Origin of the sequence: Streptomyces telluris (assembly GCF_024519335.1) — a bacterium.
Taxonomy (GTDB): Bacteria; Actinomycetota; Actinomycetes; order Streptomycetales; family Streptomycetaceae; genus Streptomyces; species Streptomyces telluris.
In genome coordinates, this window is sequence record NZ_JANIID010000008.1 from 26,058 (window position 1) to 46,229 (window position 20,172).

A 20,172-nucleotide genomic window follows, 5' to 3' on the forward strand; every position below is an offset into this window, starting at 1 on the left:
GCGGGGGCCGGCCCCCGCCTTCACGCCGTCAGCACTTCCCCTTCCGCCGCGTCGGCGCCCGCCGCGGCCGCGGCAGCCAGCTGCTCCATGGACAGGTTCAGCACGGAGGCCAGCGCCACGATCGTGAAGAAGGCGGGCGTCGGCGCGCGGCCGGTCTCGATCTTGCGGAGCGTCTCCGCGGACAGCCCCGAGGCAGCGGCGACCTCCACCATGCTCCGCTCGCCGCGCGCCTCGCGGAGCAGGGCGCCGAGCATCTCGCCGCGGCACCGCTCCCAGGGGGTCAAAGGGGTCCTCACCATGCACCCGATACTAGACCGTGATACTAATACCGGTATAAGAATGCCGGTATAAAAATTGGCAGTACGTCGAGGGGGTTCGGAACCATGGTGGAGATCAAGACCGACGGTGAACTGGAGGCCATGCGCGCGGCGGGCCGGGTCGTCGCCCATGCGCTGACGGCGGCCCGTGACGCCGCGAGGACCGGAGTACGGCTGCGGGAGCTGGACGAGGCGGCGCGCGCCGTGCTGAGCGAGGCCGGGGCGAGCTCCCCCTTCCTCGGCTACCGGCCCTCCTTCGCCCCCACCCCCTTCCCGGCGGTGATCTGCGCCTCGGTCAACGACGCGGTCGTGCACGGCATCCCGGACGACTACGCGCTGCGCGACGGCGACCTGGTCAGCATCGACTGCGGCGCCCGGCTCGACGGGTGGACGGGCGACTCCGCGGTGAGCTTCATCGTCGGCACGCCCCGGCCCGCCGACACCGCCCTCGTCGACGCCACGCAGCGGGCCCTGGACGCCGCCATCGCCGCGGCGGTCGTCGGCAACCGCATCGGGGACATCGCCCACGCCGTCTCGACGGTCGCCCGCGCCGGGCGCTACGGCATGCCCGAGGAGTTCGGCGGTCACGGCATCGGCCGGCAGATGCACGAGGACCCGCACGTCCCCAACTGGGGACGCCCCCGCAGGGGCCTGCCGCTGCGCCACGGCCTGGTCCTCGCGATAGAGCCGATGCTCATGGCGGGCGGGCGCAACGACTACCGCACGGACCCCGACGGGTGGACGCTGCGCACCGTCGACGGCAGCCGCGCCGCGCACATCGAGCACACGGTCGCCATCACGCACGACGGCCCGCGGGTGCTCACGCTGCCGTGAGGCTGCCGTGAGCCGGTCGCAAGACCGCCGGCGCCCGCTCAGGCGGAGAACTGCCGCATCAGCCGCACCCCTTGGGCCGGCGTCATGTGCGGCAGGTACGCCTTGCCGATGGCGCGGGTGATGGCGGGGAGGGCGGCCGGGTCCGGATAGGCCATGTACATGGGGTGGTACTGCGGCTGGAACTTGGACTTGAAGGTCAGCAGCGACCGGAAGCCGTAGACCGGTTCGAGGACCTTGCCCCCGTAGTCGAGGATCCGCTGGAGCGCCGCAGGCGGCTCCTCCGTGGCCTTGCGGGCGAGCGGGGCGCCCGAGAGGCTGAGGAAGCGGGCGCCCTCCTCCTGGAAGCCGAGCGCGGCCGAGGCGATGAGGAATTCCATCGAGCCGCGGAAGCCCGCGGCCCGGCGCCGCATGAAGTCCAGCGTCCAGCCGACCGGCCGGCCCGCTTCGTAGACCGGCATCCAGCTGGTGATGCCGTGCACCGTGCGGTCGGCGTCCACGGCGATCAGGCAGCGCACGGCCGGGTCGTCGAGCTCGTCCAGGCCGCCGAGGGTGAAGCCCATCTCCGGCAGTCCCTTGTCGGCGACCCACTCCTCGGAGATCGAGCGCACCTGGTCGGTGATGGCGACCGGGGCGTCGGGGTAGGACCACCACTCGGCGGCGATGCCCTCCTTCTTGGCCTTGTTGAGGGCGGTGCGCACGTCCTGCCACTTCTTGCCGGTGAAGGCGAGGTCGGGCAGGGGCACGACGGTGTCCTCGGCGACCTGCACCGAGCGCCAGCCCAGGGCCTCGGCCGCGGCACGCGACTCCTCGCCGACGCTGTAGAAGCACGGTGTCCAGCCGCGCTCGTCGCAGTGGCGCGAGAAGCCCGCGACGGCCTCGGCCCGCGCGTCGGGCGCGCCGAAGGGTTCGCCGGTGGTCAGGGCCACGGTGGCGACCACCCGGTAGGCCACGGCCGCCCGGCCCTTCGCGTCGAACCAGTAGTAGTTGCCGTCCCACGTGGTGAGGTAGCTGAGCGTCGAGCCGCCGTGCGCGACGAGGAGTGCGCGGGCGCGCACGGCGGCGTCGGCGTCGGTGTGCAGGCGCGGGCGGCGGAAGGTGACCAGCAGCGCGATCAGGGTGACGAGCCAGAAGACGAGGCCGCAGTAGTGGAAGAGGGCCTGCGCGGTCCCGCCGACCGGGACCGGCCAGTCGGTGAAGGTGGCGAGCAGCGTGGGCGGCAGGAACTCCGAGGCCAGCCCGGAGAAGAGCACCGACGGCGTGGCGTCGGGGTCGTACTGGTCGCGCACGGCGTAGCCGATCCCGACGTACGCGGCACAGGCCAGGACGAGCGCACCGCCGACGACGGCGGCGAGGCCGCGCGTGGCCGAGCGCGGCAGCCGCAGGTCGAAGCGGGTGCGGGTGGCGATCAGGAGGACGACGATCAGGACGGGCAGCAGCATCTGCTCCGCGAAGGCCTGGGCGTACGTGGAGCGTTCGGCGGGCTCGGCCCACCCGGCGGGGTGGCTGAGGAAGTCGTCCAGCCACCAGGAGAAGAGGGCGATCCAGGCGAGGTGGACGAGTACGGCCAGCGCCCAGGCGAGCCGCAGCCCTCGGCGCAGGCCCTCGGCGAGGACGAGCATGAGGGCGGGGACGAGCACGGCCATGACGGTGGCCGGGGAGTCGTGGAAGTTCCGCAGGGCGTGGACGAAGTGGCAGTCCTCCTGCGAGGCCGCGCAGGCCTCGGCGACCTCCTGGCCGGTGGGCTGCACGGAGACGTAGAGCTGGAAGGAGTTGAGGGGGCCGTAGGCGTCGCGGTAGAGGATCGCGACCATGGGGCCGATGGCGGCGGCGGCCACGACGAGCGCGACGAGGACGCGGGCCTCGGTGTGGGAGGAGTGCCGCAGGCGCCAGGGGCCGGTCCGGTGGTACAGCACGGCGCCGATGACGAGGCCGACGACGGCGCCGCCTAGGCGCAGGACGCCCTGGAGGTGGCCGACGTAGAGGGCCATGACGAGGGCGAAGGCGACGATGCCGAGGCGGGTGCGGCGCCGCCACAGGGCGGTGAGCCGGTAGCTGAGGACGCCGCCGACGGCGAGGGCGCCGACGGTCGGGGTCACCGCGAGGTAGCCGGCGAGCTCTTCCAGCCACCACTCCCCCGCGATATTGCCGAGCTGGACGATGCCGACGCCGAGGAGCGTGCCCAGGATCTGGCCGCCGATGAGGACGGCCGCGGTGCGGGCCACGCCCAGGCGCCGCTCGGAGGGGGTGACGAGCAGCAGGATGACGACGGTGGAGCCGATGTAGCCGCCGAGTCCGGGGCACCACAGCAGGGAGCTGACGGGGGTCCACCAGCGGCCTTCGGCGAGTGCGGGGACCCCGACGCCGACGTGCTCCATGCGGTGCGGGCCCGGCCCGCTGCCGAGGCTTCCGGTGACCGCCCCGACGATCCACAGCACCGCGAGGAAGGCGAGGGTGAAGGGGGCGTGCCGGACGGGGGCGAGCAGCCGGTCGAGGGTGACGCGCCAGGGGTGGGTGGTGTCGCCGGTGGTGGGCGCGGGCGGCGGGGCGGTGGTCCCGCTCATCGGATCAGCCCCGTCTCGCGGGAGATCCACGGCAGTTGCCGCTCCAGTCCGGGCCGCCAGACCTGCCAGCTGTGGCCGCCGGGCAGCAGGACCCATTGGGCGCGCATCCCGGCCTTGACGGCCGCGTCGTACACCGTGCGCTGCTGGGGCCGGTAGGTGCTGTCGCTGCTGCCCGCGATGAAGGCGGCCTTGGTGCCGGGGAAGCGCTGCCGTGCCATGACGTCGAGGGGGTTGACCGCGGTGAAGGCCGCCTCGTCGCCGCCGAAGGCCTTGTCGACGGTCTTCTGCCGGCTGCCGAGCGTGGGCGCCTCCTGGCCGGAGATGTCGTTGACGACCCCGTAGACCTGAGGGGCGTTGACGCCGAGCTGGATCGAGCAGGTGCCGCCGAAGGAGATGCCGGAGATCACCCAGGAGGTGCGGGCGGTGGCGACCTGGAGGTGGGTGCGGATCCAGTCGGGGACGTCGGTGGCGAGGTAGGTCTGGACGTTGCCGAGGCGGGAGTCGAGGCAGAGGGTGTTGGCGAACTGGGAGCCGAGCGGGTCCACGACGACGATCACGGGCGCGAGTCCGCGGTGCGCGCCGGCGAAGGCGTTCATCATGTCGACGAGCCGCCCGGAGTTGATCCAGTCGTCGGGGGACCCGGGCTGGCCGGCCATGAGGACGACGACGGGCAGCAGGGGGCGTGGGGTGGCCCGGTAGGCGGGCGGCAGGTAGACGTAGGCGCTGCGGGCGTCGAAGCCGGACCGGGTGCCGGGGATGGACGACTTGGAGAGGGTGCCGTTCCCGGCCATGCCCGGGGGCGGGTGCCAGACGTCGGCGACGGCCTTGCCCGCGGGGACGCGCAGGGCGGGCTCGGTGCGTCCGGTGGCGTCGGTGATGCTCGTGGTCTTGGTGAGCCAGGAGTTGAGGGCGGAGCGCGCGGTGGGGTACTGGTCGAAGTGCTGATTGATCTCGGAGGCTCCCAGGAGCACGGCGAGGAGGGCGGCGAGGGCGGCGCCGGCCCAGTAGCGGGGGCGCAGCCGCGGGATGCGGAAGGCGGCGAGGCAGACGCCGAGGACGGCGATCCCGGCCCAGATGACGACGTTGAGGGGCAGGGGGTCGGGGAAGGGCTGCCACCAGTCGTCGACTGCGGTCCGCAGGAGCCAGGTGAGGATTGCGGCCAGCAGGACGGCGAGCGGGGCCCACCGGGTCCACCAGGTGCGGCGGCGGGAGAAGAGGAGCACCGCCAGGGCGCACAGGCCCACGGCGAGCAGGGCGACCGGAATCCATCCGCTCACCAGGGACCAGTCCAGCGGTCCTGCCGCGATCCGCATCCGACGCACCTCCCTGAAAATGCTACATATCCCTATAAAGGGAGCAACTCGGGAACGCACGTCGCAGCCCTTGCCACGGAAGGGGTGCGGTGGGAAATTCTCGGTGGCCTCGTCCGGCCGTTCAGCCGGAAGCGTTCTCCCCCATAGGAGATGCCTCGTGCCCACGACGTCGACAGGGAGCGGCAGAGCCGGCGCACTCGTTCTGCCCCAGGCCCCCGACGGATTCCGCAAGGCCCTCAAGGCGCTGCGCGCCCGGGCGCCCCTGCGCAGTGCCCGGCTCCCCGCGGAGCCGCCCTGGCGGAGCCGGTTCGTGTCGCCGCACCCCGCCGGGCCGGTGACCTCCCTGCGGGAGTTCGGCTACCGCGAGGAGGAACTGTGGCGCTGGAAGGGGCGGGTGGACGATGCGGCCCTCGCCGGGCCGTGGCGCATCCTGACGGAGGAGGGGCTGGACAGCCTCGCCACGGTGTGCGGGCGGCTCGAAGCGGCGGCGCAGGACGCCGGGTTCACCGCGACGCGGCGGCTGCGCGCCGCCGACCTGCTCTCGCCGTTCATCGCCAACATGATCCGCGACCGCGACTTCCTCCTCACCTGTTCCCGGCTGGTCGGCGTCCCGCTGATCCCCCATCCGCTGCGGCTGCCCACGGCCCAGGTCAATTACGGCGAGGGCCGGGGCCGGCAGGGCGGCGTCCGCTGGCACCGCGACGGCATGGATTACGTCTTCACCATTCAGCTGAGCGGCTACGACGACTACGACGGCGGCCGTTTCACGTACTTCCAGGGACGCACGGACGAATTCCCCGGCCCGGAGCGGGCGGATTCCCGGTTCCGCGAGGCGGACTGCGGGGAGCGCGGCGCCACGCTGTTCCTGCACGGCAGCCGTATCTTCCACGCGGTCACCCCCGTGACGAGGGGTCACCGGGTGACTTTGGTGATCTCCCTCTTCTGCCCGTATTTCGCGCGCCAGGATTCGAATACGTTCTGGCACCTGGCGGCCGACGACGGCATTCCCGCCACCGTTCCCGGCTGGCTGCGCCTGAAGTGGCCCGCGCGGAATCCCGCCGTGGATTACAGCCTGCGCGCCGGCAGCCCGGTCGTCACCTGGGACGACCTCCGCTAGGCCCGGGGCGTGCCGGGCGACACGCGCAGCGTCCGCCCGGCGCACACGGGGAATGCGGCGCGCTCCCCCGCGTGCGCCCACGGCTGCGCTGCCGCGGGCAGGGAAGAGCGCCGGGCGGCGCTGGAAAAGAGCGGGCCACAGATCATTTTTCTTCCCGGTGCCGGTTCCCTCCTGTTCCGTAACGGCCCGTAAGGCGCTGGCATTTGATCCATGCCATGCACATGCATACCCGGCGCGGTGAGCAGCAGGACCGTTTTTCGCATGATGCCTGGTGGGGCCGGAATCCCACCCTCACCCCGCCATCGCCTTCACCCTTCTCGAACAGGAATCCATGGCATTCGTATGGTCATCGCATCACCCTCGATCAAGTAATACGCTCCGAAAAAAGTGGCCGGAACAAATATCCCCCGGCCCAACCCGGCCATGATTCGCTGACCGCGTATGTACGCATACCGCCCGACCACGGCGAGGAGAGACTGATGGCCGAAGTCAAGAAAATGATCACGCCGACGCCCACGGCGTCGTCGCGCCCCTGCGGGTTCGTCTCGCCCGACAAGGGCAACGCACCGACGATCACGCCGGTGCCGAAGGCGGAGTCCGTCACGGAGGTCTCCGAGACGAAGGCGCCGGCCACGCCCGCCTAGTCGTCCCGGCGCACCGGTTCCGACGGGCCCGCCGCCTCACGCCCGCGGCGGGCCCGTTCCACGAGCGCGCTCCCCCGGCCCGCCCCGGCCTGTTCGATCTCGCACCGTTTCCAGGAGGAAGTCCACCGATGTCGGCTCCGGTTTACCAGTCCTCCCGCTACGTCCGTACGATGCGCACCGCCAAGGACCGTGACTTCGCCCGGTTCGGCGGCCGGCTCGACGCCTACGACGGCACCGAGCGCACGGTGGCCTTCCACTCCCTCTTCGGCAACGCCCGCCTGGTGGACCGCGACACGGTCGAACTGCTCCGCGAAGCCGCCGGCGGCATCCCCCTGGACGCGCTGCGGGAGCGGGCGGGCAGCGAGGCCGTCGACAGCCTCATCGAGGCGCAGTACCTCGTGGAGGCCGGGCACGACGAGGCCGCACAGATCGACGAACTCCTCGCCGCCCGGGGCGAGGCGCTCAGCAGCGGCGTCTTCCACTCCTCGATCCAGCTGGTGCTGACCAACGCGTGCAACTTCTCCTGTCAGGGCTGTTTCGCCTACAACTTCGACGGCGGGGTGGAGGAACGCAACACGTCCGGGGAGTCCGTCAAGCCGGGGCCGGTCCTCGTCCAGCTGCGCACCGCGCGCGGCGACAGCGGCCCGACGCTCGCCCGCGGCGACTGGAACGAGGGCACCGACGGCGCCCGCAACCCCTCGATGCACATGTCCCCGCAGGTGGCGGAGAAGACGCTGCGCGAAGCGGTGGCGCTGCGCAAGGCCAACGGCGGCGGCGAGCTCACCGTGTCCTTCTTCGGCGGCGAGCCGACGCTCGCCCGCAACACGATCCTGCACATCCTGCGCACCTTCGGGCACTTCCACGACGGCGTCTCGCTGTCGTACGACATGACGAGCAACGGCTCGCGCATCGACGCCGAGCTGCTGCGGGCCCTGGCCGACTTCCGGGTCTCCACCACCGTCTCCATCGACTACCTCGTCCCCGAGACCGGCGAGTTCCGCGGCGGGCAGCAGCAGCGCACGCCGTGGCCGGTGGTGCGCAAGGCCATCCTCGACATGAAGGCCGCGGGCGTGCCCGTCAGCATCACCACCGTCCTGTCGCAGTACACGTGGGACAAGTGGGGCACCCCGCTGATCGACTTCGTCGCCGAGGCCGGCCTGGACTCCCTGGACGTGATCGTCTCCTTCCAGGCCCGCGAGTTCTTCGAGCAGCACAGCCCGCACGACGTGGCACAGAAGCTGCTGTCCGCCGTCGACTACGGGCGCGAGCGCGGGGTCCAGCTCAGCGGCTACTGGTACCAGACGTTCCAGATGATCGCCGACGAGGCGAAGTGGGCCGCGCAGGCGGACTACAAGACGTGCCCCGCCGTGGGCCGGCAGCTGTCCATCGAGCCCAACGGCAGCGTGTTCGCCTGCAAGGCGACCGCGCGCAAGCTCGGCACCATCGACGACTGGCGGGGCGTGTTCAACTCCTCGGCCTACCGGGACTACGGCATGCGCGCCTACACCAACGGGCCCGGCTGCCAGGGCTGCGAGCTCCAGGGCACGTGCTCGGGCGGCTCGGCGGGCGCCCTGGAGGAGGAGAACGGATCCATCCAGGTGATGTCCCCCGGCTACTGCGCGTACATGCGCGAAGTCGTCCAAGGGCTGCTGGAGCGCCACCACGCCCAGTTCTGCGCGGGCGTCTGAGGAGCCCGGCAGATGCCGACGATCGGACTCAACTTCGGGCACGACGGGGGCGCGGCACTGGTCCGGCCCGGCGGGCTCCACCTCATCGAGGGCGAGCGGCAGGTGGGGCTGCGGCACGTGTGCGGCGGCAACGCCCGGTTCGCGGGCGAGATCGGCGACTGGGTGAACCGGCTGCACGCGCTGGCCCGCGGCCCGGTCACCGCGGTCGCCGTCGCCGACTGGTACACCCCCGCGTGCCGGATCCTGCCCGAAGGGCTCGTCGAGCTCGTCTCCGAGGACATCACCTGGAGCCGCCCGGGCGACGCCCTGGCCACGTCCGTGCTGCGCCCGGTGAAGTCCGTGGACTGGCCGCTCGCCGACGGCCCCGCGGGCCCCCTGCCCGTCGTGGCCGTCCGCCACCACTACGCGCACGCGGCCCTGGCCCACCACACCTCCGGGGCGGCCAGGACCCTCACGCTCGTCCTGGACGGCACCGGCAACTACGCCGAGTGCGGCATGGTGTGCCTGGGCGACGGCCCGTCGCTCACCCCCGTCCTGTCCTTCAACAACCGAACCGGCCCCCGCTTCGGGCTGGTCTACGAGGCGCTGGCCCGCAGGGCGCACGGCGGGCAGTTCGACACGGGCAAGCTGCTGGGCCTGGCCGCCACCGGCGCCACCGACCCGGACCTGCTGCCCGTGCTGCGCACGATGCTCGCCGGGGAGCGCGCCCGGCGCACCACGCCCGACCTCCTCGCACCCCTGGGCGGCCGGGCGCCCGCCGGCAGCGCCGTGCGGTACGAGGACACCTGGTACCCGTACGACGAGGACGCCGGCGGCTACCTCGACGGGCTGCTGGCCGACGCCACCGACGACGACGTCGTGCACTCCTACGGCGGGGTGTTCCCCGACGAGATCCGCACCCCGCACGGGCACCGCTACCTCGTGGGCCACAGCCCGGGCGACCCGGTCTGCCGCACCCTGGCGGCGACGCTCCAGACCGCCGTCGAGGAGGACCTCGCCCACCTCGTGACCGGGCTGCACGAGCGCTGGCCCGGCTATCCGGTGCTCTGCTACGCCGGGGGCTGCGCCCTGAACATCACGGCGAACACGCGCATCGCGGAGAGCGGCCTGTTCACCCGGGTCTCCATCCCCACCTGCTGCGACGACTCCGGGATCGCGCTGGGCGCGGCGCTGGCCGTGGCCGCGCCGGAGGACCGGCCGGCGCCGGCGGCCGGCGGGATCCGCCCCGGGCCGGAGCTGGCCTACTGCGGCCCCCGGCTCACCGCGCGCGACCCGCTGCGCACCGGGCGGACCCGCCTGACCCTCGCGAGCGACACCGCCCTCGTCGACCACGTGGCCGCCCTGCTCGCCGGGCGCAAGTGCGTGGCCTGGCTCGGCGGCGGGATGGAGACCGGGCCGCGCGCCCTGGGGCACCGGTCGCTGCTCGTCTCGCCGCACTGGACCGGAGCCCGGCGGCACGTCTCGCAGACCATCAAACGCCGCGAGTGGTTCCGCCCGGTGGCCCCGCTGTGCCCCGCCGAGGTGGCCGACGCCTACTTCACCGGCCCGCTCGACCACACCGACACGATGCTCTTCGCGGTGCGCGTCCGCGAGGAGATGGCGGAGCAGCTCGCCGAGGTGCGGCACATCGACGGCACCGCGCGCCTGCAGACCGTGTACGCCGCGGAGCATCCGCTGCTGCACCGCCTGTGCCACGCGCTGGCAGGCCGCACCGGACTGCCGATCCTCATCAACACCAGCGCCAACGGCGGCGGACGGCCCATCCTCAACGACCTCGGGGACGCGCTGGAGCTGCTGGACACCACGGCGCTGGACGCCGTCGTCCTGGCCGACGAGCGGGCCGTCATCACCTGAACGGACCGGGTGACCGCCCACCCCGTCCGCCGCACGCCCGTCCGTCCGCCCGCCCGTCCGCAGAGCACGAGTCACAAGGAGTACCGAACATGGCGAGGACCCAGCTCAGGGACATCCGCAAGGAGCTGCCCCTGCGTGTGCTGTCCCCCGAGGACTGGGAGCACTGGACCACCCGCGGCTACGTCGTCGTCCGTCAGGCCGTGCCCGCCGGCAACGTGGAGCGGCTGGAGCGAGCCCTGTGGGACTTCGAGGACATGACCCCCGGTGACCCCTCCACCTGGTACGCGGACCGCACGGACAACCAGCGGCTGCCCGGCCACAGCGGCCTGGTGGAGATCTACAACCACCAGGCCATGTGGGACAACCGGCAGACGCAGCGGGTGTACGACGCGTTCGTCGACATCTGGGACACCACCGGCCTGTGGGTCGTGATCGACTTCGCCAACGTCAACCCGCCCAACCGCGGCAGCCGTGCGTTCGGCGGGTTCGTCCACTGGGACGTCGACACCTCCCGGCGGCCGCTGCCCATCAGCTGCCAGGGCGTGCTATCGGTCAGCGAGGGCAACGAGGAGATCGGCGGCTTCCAGTGCGTGCCCGGCATCTTCGAGAAGCTGGACGGCTGGCTGGAGGAACAGCCGCCGGACCGCGACCCGATGACGCCCGACATCACCGGCTACGAGATCGAGACGCTGCGGGTGGACCCCGGCGACCTGATCATCTTCAACAGCCTGCTGCCGCACGGAGTGCGTCCGAACCGCTCCGCGGACCGGGTGCGTATGGCACAGTACATCTCCATGGCGCCCGCCCTGGAGGACGACGCCGCGCTCCGGGACAGCCGCGTACGGTTCTGGCGGGACCGCATCCCGCCGCACGAGCACGAGCACCACGGAAGCCCTCGCAAGAAGGAGCGCGAGCTCTACGGGCGCGCCGAGCTCACTCCGCTGGGCGAGCGGCTCCTGGGGCTCACGAGTTGGTCGTGACCGCGCCGGGCGGCGGGGCCGCGGGGCACGGCCGGACGCGGAGTGAAGTCCCTTGACCAAGACCGGGGCACCGGCCCGCAAGCCCGTGCTGGGCAGCCGCTTCCGCCGGCTGTGGTCGTCGTCCGTGGCGTCCAACGCCGGGGACGGCGTCACCCGCACCCTGCTGCCCCTGCTGGTGGTCGCGAGCCACCCGCAGCCGATGGTGGTGGCCGGGCTCACGGCGGTCAACATGCTGCCGTGGCTGCTGTTCGCCCTGCCCGCGGGCGTCCTGGCGGACCGGCACGACCGGCGGCGCATCCTGCTCGTCAGCAACCTCACGCGCGCCGCCGCGCTGCTGGCGGCCGTCGCGGCGTTCGCGGCGGGTACGTCGCTGGCCGTGCTGTACGTGCTGTCGTTCGTCCTCGGCATCGCCGAGACCCTGGCGGAGACCGCGGCGCCCGCGATGCTGCCCGACATCGTGGAGCCGGAGCACCTGGAGCACGCCAACGGCAGGCTGTTCGCCCCGCAGATCATCCTCAACGAGATGGCGGGCCCGCCGCTGGCCGGCCTCCTGGTGGGGGTCGGCGCGACGCTGGCGCTGGCGACGGGCGGGGCGCTCTACGGGCTCGCCGCCGTCCTGCTGCTGGGTCTGGCAGGCGTCAAGGCGGCCCCCCGCACGGCGCCCCCGCCCGGCACGTCCGCGGCCCGCTCCCTGTGGCAGGACCTGCGCACAGGGGTCTCCTTCGTGCTCACGCGGGCGGCGCTCACCCGCACGCTGGCCGCCAGCGCCCTCTACGGCCTGGTGTACTCCGCGACGTTCTCGATGCTGGTGCTGCTCGCCCACCGCACCCTGCACCTGCACGCCACCGGCTACGGCCTGCTGCTGACCGTCGGCTCCGTCGGCTCGATCGCCGGGACGTGGCTCGCGCCCCGGCTGGCGCGGCGGCTGCCCACGCTCGTCCTGGCGCAGTGGTCGCTGATCCTGTCGGGCGCGGCCTACGTGGGCCTGGGGCTGGCGGGGAACACGGTCCTCGCGGGGGCCGCGATCTTCTGCAACGGCCTCTTCATGATGAGCTGGAACATCCCGGTCCTGTCCCTGCGCCAGCGGTTCGCGCCGCCGGAACTGCAGGGCCGCGTGATGAGCGTGTCACGGCTGTGCTCGTGGGGAACGATGCCGATCGGAGCGGCCCTCGGCGGCCTGCTCGCCCGCACCACGTCCGTCACCACCGTCTTCGTCTCGTCCGGGGCCGTCCTGATCCTGGGATCCGTCGCCCTGCTCGCCCCGCTGCGCCAGGACGTGCTCACCGGCGAACAGCCGGAGTCCTCCCGCGTACCGCACCAGCCCCAGCACCAGCACACCGACACCGAAAGAGGAGAGCATGACCGCGGAAGCGTATGACACCGTGATCGTCGGCGGCGGCCCGGCGGGCCTCAACGCGGCGCTGTACCTGGGCAGGTCGCGCAGGCGCGTCGCACTCGTCGACTCCGGCGACGCCCGGAACATGGCGGCGGGCGTCATGCACAACATGCTCACCAACGACGGGGTGACCATCGCGGACTTCCGCGCCCGCGCCCGCGCCGAAGTCTCCCGCTACGGCGTGGAGTTCCTCGACGACGAGGTGATCACCGTGGCGCCGGAGGGCGACCGCCTGGTGACGACCGCCAAGGAGGCCGGGGCGCTCACGAGCCGCACGGTGCTCTACGCGGCCGGCGTGCGCTCGAAGCTGCCCGACGTGCCGGGGCTCGCCGCGCTGTGGGGCAAGGGCGTCTTCGAGTGCCCGTACTGCCACGCCTACGAGGTGCGCGACGGCTCCTTCGGCGTGTACGGCGGTGCGGTGCCCGGCGAGTGCCTCGCCGCGACCCTGACCGCCTGGACGTCCTCGCTCACCTACCTGTCGGACCGGCGGGAGCTGCCCGAGGAGGAGCGCGGATTCCTGGCCGCCTCGGGGGTGGAGACCGTGCCCGACCAGGTCACCGGCGTCTCGGCCCACCCCGACGGGGTGGCCGTCGAGCTGGCCGGCGGGCGCTCGCTGTCCTTCACGGCCCTGTTCCTGCACATGGACACCGAGCCGCGCGTGGAGCCGCTGCGCCCCTGGCTGCAGGCCGCCGACCTCACCTCGGTGCAGACCGACGAGCGCGGCCGGACCTCGCTCCCCCGCCTGTACGTGGCCGGTGACCTCGGCAAAAACATGCAGCAGGCGGCCATGGCCGCGGCCAGCGGCGGCCTCGCGGCCATGGCCATCAACGCCGACCTGGTCCGCGAGGACCGGCCCGGCGCGCTCTACGACCTGCCGCCCGCCGCCCACTGAGAGCGCGGCCCGCCGCCCGCCGCCCGGACAACCGAGGAGAGCCCTGCCCCATGAAGTCCCCGCGCGCCGAACTCGTCCCCCACATGGAGCACTACACCTTCGTCCTGGAGGACCAGCCCTACATCGGCTTCTTCCAGTACGGCAACGAGCGGACCCCGGTGTACTCCACCGACTCCTGCGGATTCCGGGTCACCCACACGACGGACGGGCCGGCGACGGTGGCCGACGGCCGCCCGCCGGGTCCCGTCCGGCTGCTGGCCGGCAGTTCCGCGGTCTTCGGCGTGGGGGCGAGCGGGGACCACGCGACCGTCTCCTCGCGGCTGGGCAGCCACCACGCGCCCGGGCTGCCATGGCTCAACTTCGCGGGCCAGAGCCTCAATTCGGCACAGGAGCTGATGCTGCTCACGCTCTTCCAGCATCTGCTGCCGCCCGAGGTGGCGGAGATCGTCCTCTTCTCCGGCGTCAACAACCTCGTCCTCAGCCGGCTGCCCGCGGCGCAGCACGGCCGGCACGGCGCCTTCTTCGAGTGCGGGCCCGCGCCGGACGCGTCCGCGGTGCCGGGCCCGGCCGAGCGGATCGCGCACGCCACCGCGCTGACGATCCGCCACCTCGGCGGGTGGAAGCTGCTGGCCGGGGCGCTCGGGGCGCGGCTGACGTTCGTCCTGCAGCCGCTGGCGCCCTGGGTGCGGGAGGAGCCCGCGGCCCAGGAGAAGGCACTCTTCGACGAGCTGGACGACGTCTCCAACTGGCGCCGGCTGCACAACGACATCGCCTCGATGGACGTCGGCCGCGCCTACGCGGCGGCCCTGCGCGAGGGCTGTGCGGGGCTGGGGGTGCCGTTCCTGGACATGAACGAGGCCCTCGGGGCGGCGACGGGGCCCGCGGAGTGGCTGTTCGTGGACCGGGTGCACTGCGTCGACGCGGGGTACGACGCGGTCGCCCGCGTCCTCGCCGACCGCCTCGGCACGGCCTGAGGGACCGGACGGACACCGGGAGGGGAGGCATCGCATGGCACTGCTCCGCAGGATCCTGGCGCGGCTGCTGCGCCGCAAGCGGGCGCTGAAGCCGCAGCCGGCGGACGACGCGTCCATCTATCCCATGTTCTGATCCGGGGTTCGGATGCGGGTTCGGGTTCGGGTTCGGGTTCTGATGCGGGAAGGGACGCCGCGTGACGCAGCTGGTTCTCGGCCTGTCGGCCTTCTACCACGACAGCGCGGCCGCGCTGGTCGCCGACGGCGTCCCGGTCGCGGCCGCGCAGGAGGAGCGGTTCAGCCGCAGGCGGCATGACCCGTCCTTCCCGCACGAGGCGGTCGGCTACTGCCTGCGGGAGGCGGGGGCGGAGCTCGGTGACGTCTCCGCGGTCGCCTACTACGAGGATCCGGCGCTGAAGTTCCGGCGGGTGCTCGCGACGTACGCGGAGGCCGCGCCGCACGGCCTCCCGTCGTTCCTGGACGGCATGCCGGCGTGGCTCGGCTGGAAGCGGCACGCCACGCGGGCGGTGCGCGACCACCTGGCCGGGCCGGGGGGACGGGCGGTGCCGCAGGTCGTGGCGCGGCGCCACCACGAGTCCCACGCCGCGTCCGCGTTCTTCGCGAGTCCCTTCCCGTCGGCCGCCGTGCTGTGCGTCGACGGGGTCGGCGAGTGGGCGACGACCACCGTGTGGCAGGGCGTGGGCACCCGGCTGCGGCACCTCGCCGAGCTGCGGTTCCCGCACTCGCTGGGGCTGCTGTACTCGGCGTTCACCTACTTCTGCGGGTTCAAGGTCGACTCGGGCGAGTACAAGCTGATGGGCCTCGCGCCGTACGGGACGCCGCGCTTCGCGCCGCTGATCCGGGAGCGGCTGATCGACGTCAAGCCGGACGGTTCGTTCCGGCTGGACGTCGGCTGGTTCGAGTTCCTGCGGGGGCGGGTGATGACCGGCCCCGGCTTCGAGCAGCTCTTCGGCGGGCCGCGGCGCCTGCCGGAAGGGCCGCTGACCGAGCGGGAGTTCGACCTGGCGGCGTCGGTGCAGCAGGTGACGGAGGAGGTGGTGCTCCGGCTGGCCCGCACCGCGCGGCGGCTGACCGGGGAGCCGCGGCTGTGCCTGGCCGGCGGCGTCGCGCTCAACTGTGTGGCCAACGGCAGGCTGCTGGAGGACGCGGGCCTGACGGAGCTGTGGGTGCAGCCCGCGGCCGGTGACGCCGGGGGCTCGCTCGGGGCGGCGCTCGCGGAGGCCCACGAGCGGGGGGCGCCGCGGGCGCACCTCGGCTCCGGGCGGGACGCGATGGCGGGTGCGCTGCTGGGCCCGGCGTACTCGGACGACGAGATCGGCGCGTACCTGGACGCCCACGGCATCCCGTACGAGCGCCCGGGCTTCGACGGCGTGGCGCGGCAGGTGGCCGGTGCGCTGGCGGGCGGTGCGATCGTGGGCTGGTTCCAGGGCCGGATGGAGTTCGGGCCGCGGGCGCTGGGCTCGCGGTCCATCCTCGCCGACCCGCGCGACCCGGGCATGCAGTCGGCGCTCAACCTGCGGACGAAGTTCCGCGAGTCGTTCCGGCCGTTCGCGCCCGCGGTGCTCGCCGAGGACGCGAAGGACTGGTTCGACCTGCGCCAGGAGAGCCCGTACATGCTGATCGTGGGCCGGGTGGCGGCCGCGCAGCGGCTGGCCGCCGGGGTGCCGGAGGGGGTGCGCGGCCTGGATCTGCTGCACGTGCCGAGGTCGACCGTGCCCGCGGTGACGCACGTGGACGGCTCGGCGCGGGTGCAGACCGTGGACGGGCGCCACCCGCGGCTGCGCAGGCTGCTGCTGGCGTTCAAGGAGCGCACCGGCTGCCCGGTGCTGGTGAACACGTCGTTCAACGTGCGCGGCGAGCCGATCGTCCGCACCCCGCGGGAGGCCTACGCGTGTTTCATGCGGACCAACATCGATCTGCTGGCGCTGGGCGGGTTCCTGCTGCGCAAGGAGGAGCAGCCGCCGTGGCAGGAGGAGCGGGACTGGCGTGGCGGGATCCCGATGGACTGATTGCCGGGGAAGGAGGTGTGACGCCGTGCGGACGGTGCTGCTGACCGCGGTGTACTACCTGGCGGTCACCCCGTGGGGCTGGTGCCGGCGGAGGGTGCGCGACCCCTTGGCCCGGCGCCGGCGGCCGCGGGCGCAGACGTACTGGCACTTCACACCGGGGAGCGGACCCGGGGAGCGCTGATGGCGGGGCGGGCGGGCCGGGACGGGTTGCGGCCGGTGCGGGCGTGCCTGATGGTGGAAATCAATCATGACGCACGTCACCGGCCCGGACGGTCAGCCCCAGGCGCCGCGCCTGCCGCATCGCGCGCGCCTCCTCGTCGTGGCGGCGTACGTGCTGCTGGGCACGGCCGTCGTGATGGACCTCGCGTCGGATCCGCGGTGGACGGTGTCCCCCGTCCTGGCCACCGCGCCGGTCCTCGCCGGTTTCGGCTCCCGGAAGGCCCTGGTGCCGATGCTGGTCGGCCTGGGGGCGCTCGTCCTGGTCGCCCCGCTGGCGCTCGCCGACGACGAAGTGCCGCTGCTCGTCCACCTGACATCGGGCTTCACGGTGCTGGCCATCACCTGCGTCAGCACAGCGAACGTGCTGCTGGTGGCCACGCGGGAGCGGGAGCTGCTGCAGTCGCGGTCGGTGGCGGAGGCCGCGCAGCAGACGCTGCTGCGACCGCCGCCCGAGCGGCTGGACGGGCTGCGGGTGGCGGTGCGCTATCTGGCGGCCGCCGCGGAGGCGCGGGTGGGCGGCGACCTGTACGAGACGCTGGCGACGCCGTTCGGGACGCGGCTGCTGCTGGGGGACGTGCGCGGCAAGGGGCTGTCCGCGATCGACACGGCGGCGGCCGTGCTGGGGACGTTCCGGGAGGCCGCGCAGGTCGAGCCGTCCCTGGCGGCCGTGGCGGGGCGCCTGGACGCCGCGATGTGCCGGCGGCGGCCCGGCGAGGAGTTCGTGACCGCGGTCCTGGTGCAGGTGGCCGGGCCGGGCCGGGCGGAGCTGGTGAACTGCGGCCACCTGCCGCCGCTGCTGTGCCGGGCGGGCCGGGTCAGGGAGGTGCCGGCCCCGGTCCCCCAGCCACCGCTGGCGCTGCTGGGCATGGTGGGGGACGCGTACCGCGGGCAGGCCTTCGTCTTCGAGCGGGGCGACCTGCTGCTGCTGTACACCGACGGGGTGACGGAGGCACGGGACGCGGCGGGCCGCTTCTATCCGCTGGCGGAGCGCCTGGCCGGCATGCCGGAGTCGGCTCCGGCGGCGCTGCTGGACCGGGTCGTCGCGGATCTGCTGGCCTACGCGGGCGGCGAGCTGTCGGACGACGCGGCGCTCCTCGCGGTGCGGCGCGAACAGTAAAGCTGTTCAACGCAACGGTGATATCTGCCTCTTGGCGGTTCCGCCTGTGGTGCATAGCGTCGTTGGCATGCAGACGATCACTTTGGGTGGAGTGGACATCACCCGCATCGTGGAATGGCACTCGCCGGTCGCGCCCGTCCCCGCGATCTTTCCCTCCAGCACGCCGCGGATGTGGAAGGAGAACGAGTCGTGGCTGGCGCCGGACTTCTGGCGTCCGGCCACCGACCAGCTGGTGTGCAACGTGCAGACGTGGGTGCTGCGCAGCGGGGGCCGTACGGTGCTCGTGGACACGGGGCTGGGCAACGACAAGGACCGGCCGCACATGCCGGACTGGTCGCACCTGAAGAGCGGCTACCTGGAGCGGCTGGCCGCCGCCGGGGTCCGTCCCGAGGACGTGGACGTCGTCGTGAACACGCATCTGCACTCGGACCACATCGGCTGGAACACCCGGTTACAGGACGGCGTGTGGGTGCCGACGTTCCCGAACGCGACGTATCTCGTCGCCAGGGCGGACTTCGACTACTGGAACCCGGACGGCCCGCACACGCCCCGGGGCGTCCTCGGGGACCTGAGCCTCGCGGAGGGCGTCGCCGAGGTGTTCGAGGACAGTGTGATGCCGGTGCACCGGGCCGGGCAGATGGTGCTGTGGGAGGGCGGGAGCCACCGTATCGACGCGGGGCTGAGCCTGGAGGCCGCTCCCGGGCACACGCCCGGCTCGGCCGTGGTGCGGCTGGAGTCGGGCACGGAGCGCGCCCTGTTCATCGGCGACCTGGTGCACAGCCCGCTGCAGATATCCGAGCCCGACTGCGACACGTGCCTGAGCGAGGACCAGGCGCAGGCCACCCGCTCGCGGCGGCGGTTCCTGGAGGAGGCCGCCGACACCCGGGCCCTGGTGTTCCCGGCGCACCTGCCGGGTCACGGGGCCGCCGAAGTGCGCCGGGAGGGCGGGAAGTTCGCGCTCGCGCGCTGGGCGGCGTTCGACCGGACGGAGGACGGTGACCCGGGGCCGGCCTGACGCGTCGTCGGGCCGGGGAACGCCGACGGGCCGGCCCTTGCGGAAGGGCCGGCCCGCGGTGTCGCTGCGCAGGTGCGCTACTTGCCCGGGCTCTTGCCCGCCCGGACCGTGAAGGGCAGGTCCTGGTGGAAGAAGGACGAGTCGCCGTTGCCGACCGTCAGGCCCGCGTCGACCTTGGTCACGTCGCGCGGGGCCGATCCGGCGACGGCGATCCGCAGCCGGTAGGCGGCGGTGGCGCCCGGCGCCAGCGGACCCTTGGTGACCGGCAGCAGCGCGGCGCTCATGCCGGGGTCGCAGCCGCCGGCGACGAGCTGGACGCGCTCCCAGCCGTGCCCGGGCCGGTACTGCTGCAGGACGAGGTCCTTGGGGGCCAGGGCGTGGGCGGTGCCGGCGCCGTAGGCGAAGTAGGCGGCGTACAGGGAGGGGTAGGGGCGGTCGGTGGTGTTCTTCACCGTGAGGGTGAAGGGGGCGCTCGCCGCGCCGCCGCGGCTCAGCGCGGTGCCGCTCTTCCAGCCGCCGGCCGAGACGTCCGGCCGGGTGGCCGTGGCGGTGCGGGCCGGGGCGCGGTGGGTGCGGCCCTTGCCGTCCTCGACGGTGGTAGTGACGGTGACGGTGCCCGGGCGGTCGAGGTCCTGCAGGCGCAGGGCCACGCTGTGCGGCCGGGACGCGCTCGCGTCGGCGGTGAGGGGGAAGGTGAAGACGCCGTGCGTGCCCGAGCCGGACGGACGGGTCTTCAGGTCCGTCCAGCTGTGGGTCCTGGGCACGTAGCGCTGGATCACGAGGGAGTCGGTGCTGAAGCCGCGGCTGCGGACGTCGAGGCGGACGGTGCCCTTGGAGACGGGCGTGCGCAGCGTGACGCCGGCGCGCGACCACATGCCGATGGGCAGCTGGGAGGGCAGGCTGAAGGAGACCTTCTCCGCGGCGGTGCCGACCGCGGCCGCCGGCGGCTCCGCCGTGGCGGCACCCGCCGCGGCGGCCTCGGCGGCGGACGGACGGCGCGCCTCCTGGTCGCTGCCGCAGTCCGGTGCCGCCTGCGTGCTGCCCGCGGCCGGTATGGCCGCGGCCGTCCCGGGCGTCCCCGCGACGAGGATCAGCCCGGCCGCGAGCGCGGCCACCGATCCCATGGCGCCCCGCACCGCCGACAACCGCCGCTGCGCGACTCTTCGTGACATGTACCGCCCCCTGCTTCCGGGTCGTACGCACACTCGTGCGTCTCTGACGTAC

The 20,172-nt window shown here is 73.3% G+C and carries 17 protein-coding genes; 13 read left to right on the top strand and 4 right to left on the bottom strand.

Features of this window, described 5'->3' with window-relative positions:
- Nucleotides 1-20 precede the first annotated feature (20 nt).
- Nucleotides 21-299 carry a helix-turn-helix domain-containing protein gene (locus NQU55_RS11445; RefSeq protein WP_168095284.1) on the bottom strand — a complete coding sequence of 93 codons (279 nt, stop codon included), beginning with the start codon at nt 297-299 and terminating at the stop codon, nt 21-23.
- An 84-nt stretch (nt 300-383) separates the two neighbouring features.
- On the opposite strand from NQU55_RS11445, the gene map reads away from it, so the two are divergent.
- Complete coding sequence (map, locus tag NQU55_RS11450) at nt 384-1,151, top strand: type I methionyl aminopeptidase (protein WP_168095283.1); 768 nt, start codon at nt 384-386, stop codon at nt 1,149-1,151.
- A gap of 38 nt (nt 1,152-1,189) precedes the next feature.
- On the opposite strand, the gene NQU55_RS11455 is transcribed toward map, so the two are convergent.
- Nucleotides 1,190-3,712 carry a bifunctional lysylphosphatidylglycerol flippase/synthetase MprF gene (locus NQU55_RS11455; protein ID WP_168095282.1) on the bottom strand — a complete coding sequence of 841 codons (2,523 nt, stop codon included), beginning with the start codon at nt 3,710-3,712 and terminating at the stop codon, nt 1,190-1,192.
- Nucleotides 3,709-5,025, bottom strand: coding sequence for an alpha/beta hydrolase (locus NQU55_RS11460; RefSeq protein WP_256790431.1), 1,317 nt, complete (start codon nt 5,023-5,025; stop codon nt 3,709-3,711). Before NQU55_RS11460 ends, NQU55_RS11455 begins: the two co-directional genes overlap by 4 nt.
- 157 nt (nt 5,026-5,182) lie before the next feature.
- Between NQU55_RS11460 and NQU55_RS11465 the strand changes: the two genes are divergently transcribed.
- The 12 genes from NQU55_RS11465 to NQU55_RS11520 all read left to right on the top strand — a co-directional run bounded on the left by NQU55_RS11465 (nt 5,183) and on the right by NQU55_RS11520 (nt 18,948).
- Complete coding sequence (locus NQU55_RS11465; RefSeq protein ID WP_256790432.1) at nt 5,183-6,142, top strand: 2OG-Fe(II) oxygenase; 960 nt, start codon at nt 5,183-5,185, stop codon at nt 6,140-6,142.
- 479 nt (nt 6,143-6,621) lie between these two features.
- On the top strand, nt 6,622-6,786 hold the full coding sequence (locus NQU55_RS11470; RefSeq protein WP_160330226.1) for a hypothetical protein: 165 nt from the start codon (nt 6,622-6,624) through the stop codon (nt 6,784-6,786).
- A gap of 128 nt (nt 6,787-6,914) precedes the next feature.
- Nucleotides 6,915-8,474 carry a radical SAM/SPASM domain-containing protein gene (locus tag NQU55_RS11475; RefSeq protein WP_168096676.1) on the top strand — a complete coding sequence of 520 codons (1,560 nt, stop codon included), beginning with the start codon at nt 6,915-6,917 and terminating at the stop codon, nt 8,472-8,474.
- Between the two features lie 12 nt (nt 8,475-8,486).
- Nucleotides 8,487-10,328: a carbamoyltransferase C-terminal domain-containing protein gene (locus tag NQU55_RS11480; RefSeq protein WP_256790433.1), complete on the top strand. Its 1,842-nt coding sequence runs from the start codon at nt 8,487-8,489 to the stop codon at nt 10,326-10,328.
- 89 nt (nt 10,329-10,417) lie between these two features.
- Nucleotides 10,418-11,308 (top strand): phytanoyl-CoA dioxygenase family protein, encoded by an 891-nt coding sequence (locus tag NQU55_RS11485; protein WP_168095538.1) that lies wholly within the window; start codon nt 10,418-10,420, stop codon nt 11,306-11,308.
- Nucleotides 11,309-11,360: 52 nt separating this feature from the next.
- Nucleotides 11,361-12,686, top strand: a complete 1,326-nt coding sequence (locus tag NQU55_RS11490) for an MFS transporter (RefSeq protein WP_168095537.1) — start codon at nt 11,361-11,363, stop codon at nt 12,684-12,686.
- On the top strand, nt 12,667-13,596 hold the full coding sequence (locus tag NQU55_RS11495; RefSeq protein WP_168095536.1) for an NAD(P)/FAD-dependent oxidoreductase: 930 nt from the start codon (nt 12,667-12,669) through the stop codon (nt 13,594-13,596). The genes NQU55_RS11490 and NQU55_RS11495 overlap by 20 nt, the downstream gene beginning before the upstream one ends.
- Before the next feature lie 50 nt (nt 13,597-13,646).
- Nucleotides 13,647-14,570 carry an SGNH/GDSL hydrolase family protein gene (locus NQU55_RS11500; RefSeq protein WP_240976862.1) on the top strand — a complete coding sequence of 308 codons (924 nt, stop codon included), beginning with the start codon at nt 13,647-13,649 and terminating at the stop codon, nt 14,568-14,570.
- Between the two features lie 194 nt (nt 14,571-14,764).
- Nucleotides 14,765-16,597, top strand: a complete 1,833-nt coding sequence (locus NQU55_RS11505) for a carbamoyltransferase family protein (RefSeq protein ID WP_256790436.1) — start codon at nt 14,765-14,767, stop codon at nt 16,595-16,597.
- A gap of 25 nt (nt 16,598-16,622) precedes the next feature.
- On the top strand, nt 16,623-16,778 hold the full coding sequence (locus tag NQU55_RS11510; protein WP_168095978.1) for a hypothetical protein: 156 nt from the start codon (nt 16,623-16,625) through the stop codon (nt 16,776-16,778).
- A 66-nt stretch (nt 16,779-16,844) separates the two neighbouring features.
- Nucleotides 16,845-17,933 (top strand): PP2C family protein-serine/threonine phosphatase, encoded by a 1,089-nt coding sequence (locus NQU55_RS11515; protein WP_168095977.1) that lies wholly within the window; start codon nt 16,845-16,847, stop codon nt 17,931-17,933.
- Nucleotides 17,934-18,000: 67 nt separating this feature from the next.
- Nucleotides 18,001-18,948, top strand: a complete 948-nt coding sequence (locus NQU55_RS11520) for an MBL fold metallo-hydrolase (protein ID WP_168095976.1) — start codon at nt 18,001-18,003, stop codon at nt 18,946-18,948.
- 77 nt (nt 18,949-19,025) lie between these two features.
- Here the strand turns inward: NQU55_RS11520 and NQU55_RS11525 are convergent, their stop codons facing one another.
- Nucleotides 19,026-20,120, bottom strand: a complete 1,095-nt coding sequence (locus tag NQU55_RS11525) for a hypothetical protein (protein WP_240976926.1) — start codon at nt 20,118-20,120, stop codon at nt 19,026-19,028.
- Nucleotides 20,121-20,172: the final 52 nt, after the last annotated feature.

Bases quoted from the DNA above. Each gene is read 5' to 3' on its own strand.
- NQU55_RS11485 (WP_168095538.1), top strand. From the start codon at position 10,418: ATGGCGAGGACCCAGCTCAGGGACATCCGCAAGGAGCTGCCCCTGCGT.
- NQU55_RS11475 (WP_168096676.1), top strand. From the start codon at position 6,915: ATGTCGGCTCCGGTTTACCAGTCCTCCCGCTACGTCCGTACGATGCGC.
- NQU55_RS11500 (WP_240976862.1), top strand. From the start codon at position 13,647: ATGAAGTCCCCGCGCGCCGAACTCGTCCCCCACATGGAGCACTACACC.
- NQU55_RS11445 (WP_168095284.1), bottom strand. From the start codon at position 299: ATGGTGAGGACCCCTTTGACCCCCTGGGAGCGGTGCCGCGGCGAGATG.
- NQU55_RS11455 (WP_168095282.1), bottom strand. From the start codon at position 3,712: ATGAGCGGGACCACCGCCCCGCCGCCCGCGCCCACCACCGGCGACACC.
- NQU55_RS11525 (WP_240976926.1), bottom strand. From the start codon at position 20,120: ATGTCACGAAGAGTCGCGCAGCGGCGGTTGTCGGCGGTGCGGGGCGCC.
- map (WP_168095283.1), top strand. From the start codon at position 384: ATGGTGGAGATCAAGACCGACGGTGAACTGGAGGCCATGCGCGCGGCG.
- NQU55_RS11460 (WP_256790431.1), bottom strand. From the start codon at position 5,025: ATGCGGATCGCGGCAGGACCGCTGGACTGGTCCCTGGTGAGCGGATGG.
- NQU55_RS11515 (WP_168095977.1), top strand. From the start codon at position 16,845: ATGACGCACGTCACCGGCCCGGACGGTCAGCCCCAGGCGCCGCGCCTG.
- NQU55_RS11495 (WP_168095536.1), top strand. From the start codon at position 12,667: ATGACCGCGGAAGCGTATGACACCGTGATCGTCGGCGGCGGCCCGGCG.
- NQU55_RS11470 (WP_160330226.1), top strand. From the start codon at position 6,622: ATGGCCGAAGTCAAGAAAATGATCACGCCGACGCCCACGGCGTCGTCG.
- NQU55_RS11520 (WP_168095976.1), top strand. From the start codon at position 18,001: ATGCAGACGATCACTTTGGGTGGAGTGGACATCACCCGCATCGTGGAA.
- NQU55_RS11480 (WP_256790433.1), top strand. From the start codon at position 8,487: ATGCCGACGATCGGACTCAACTTCGGGCACGACGGGGGCGCGGCACTG.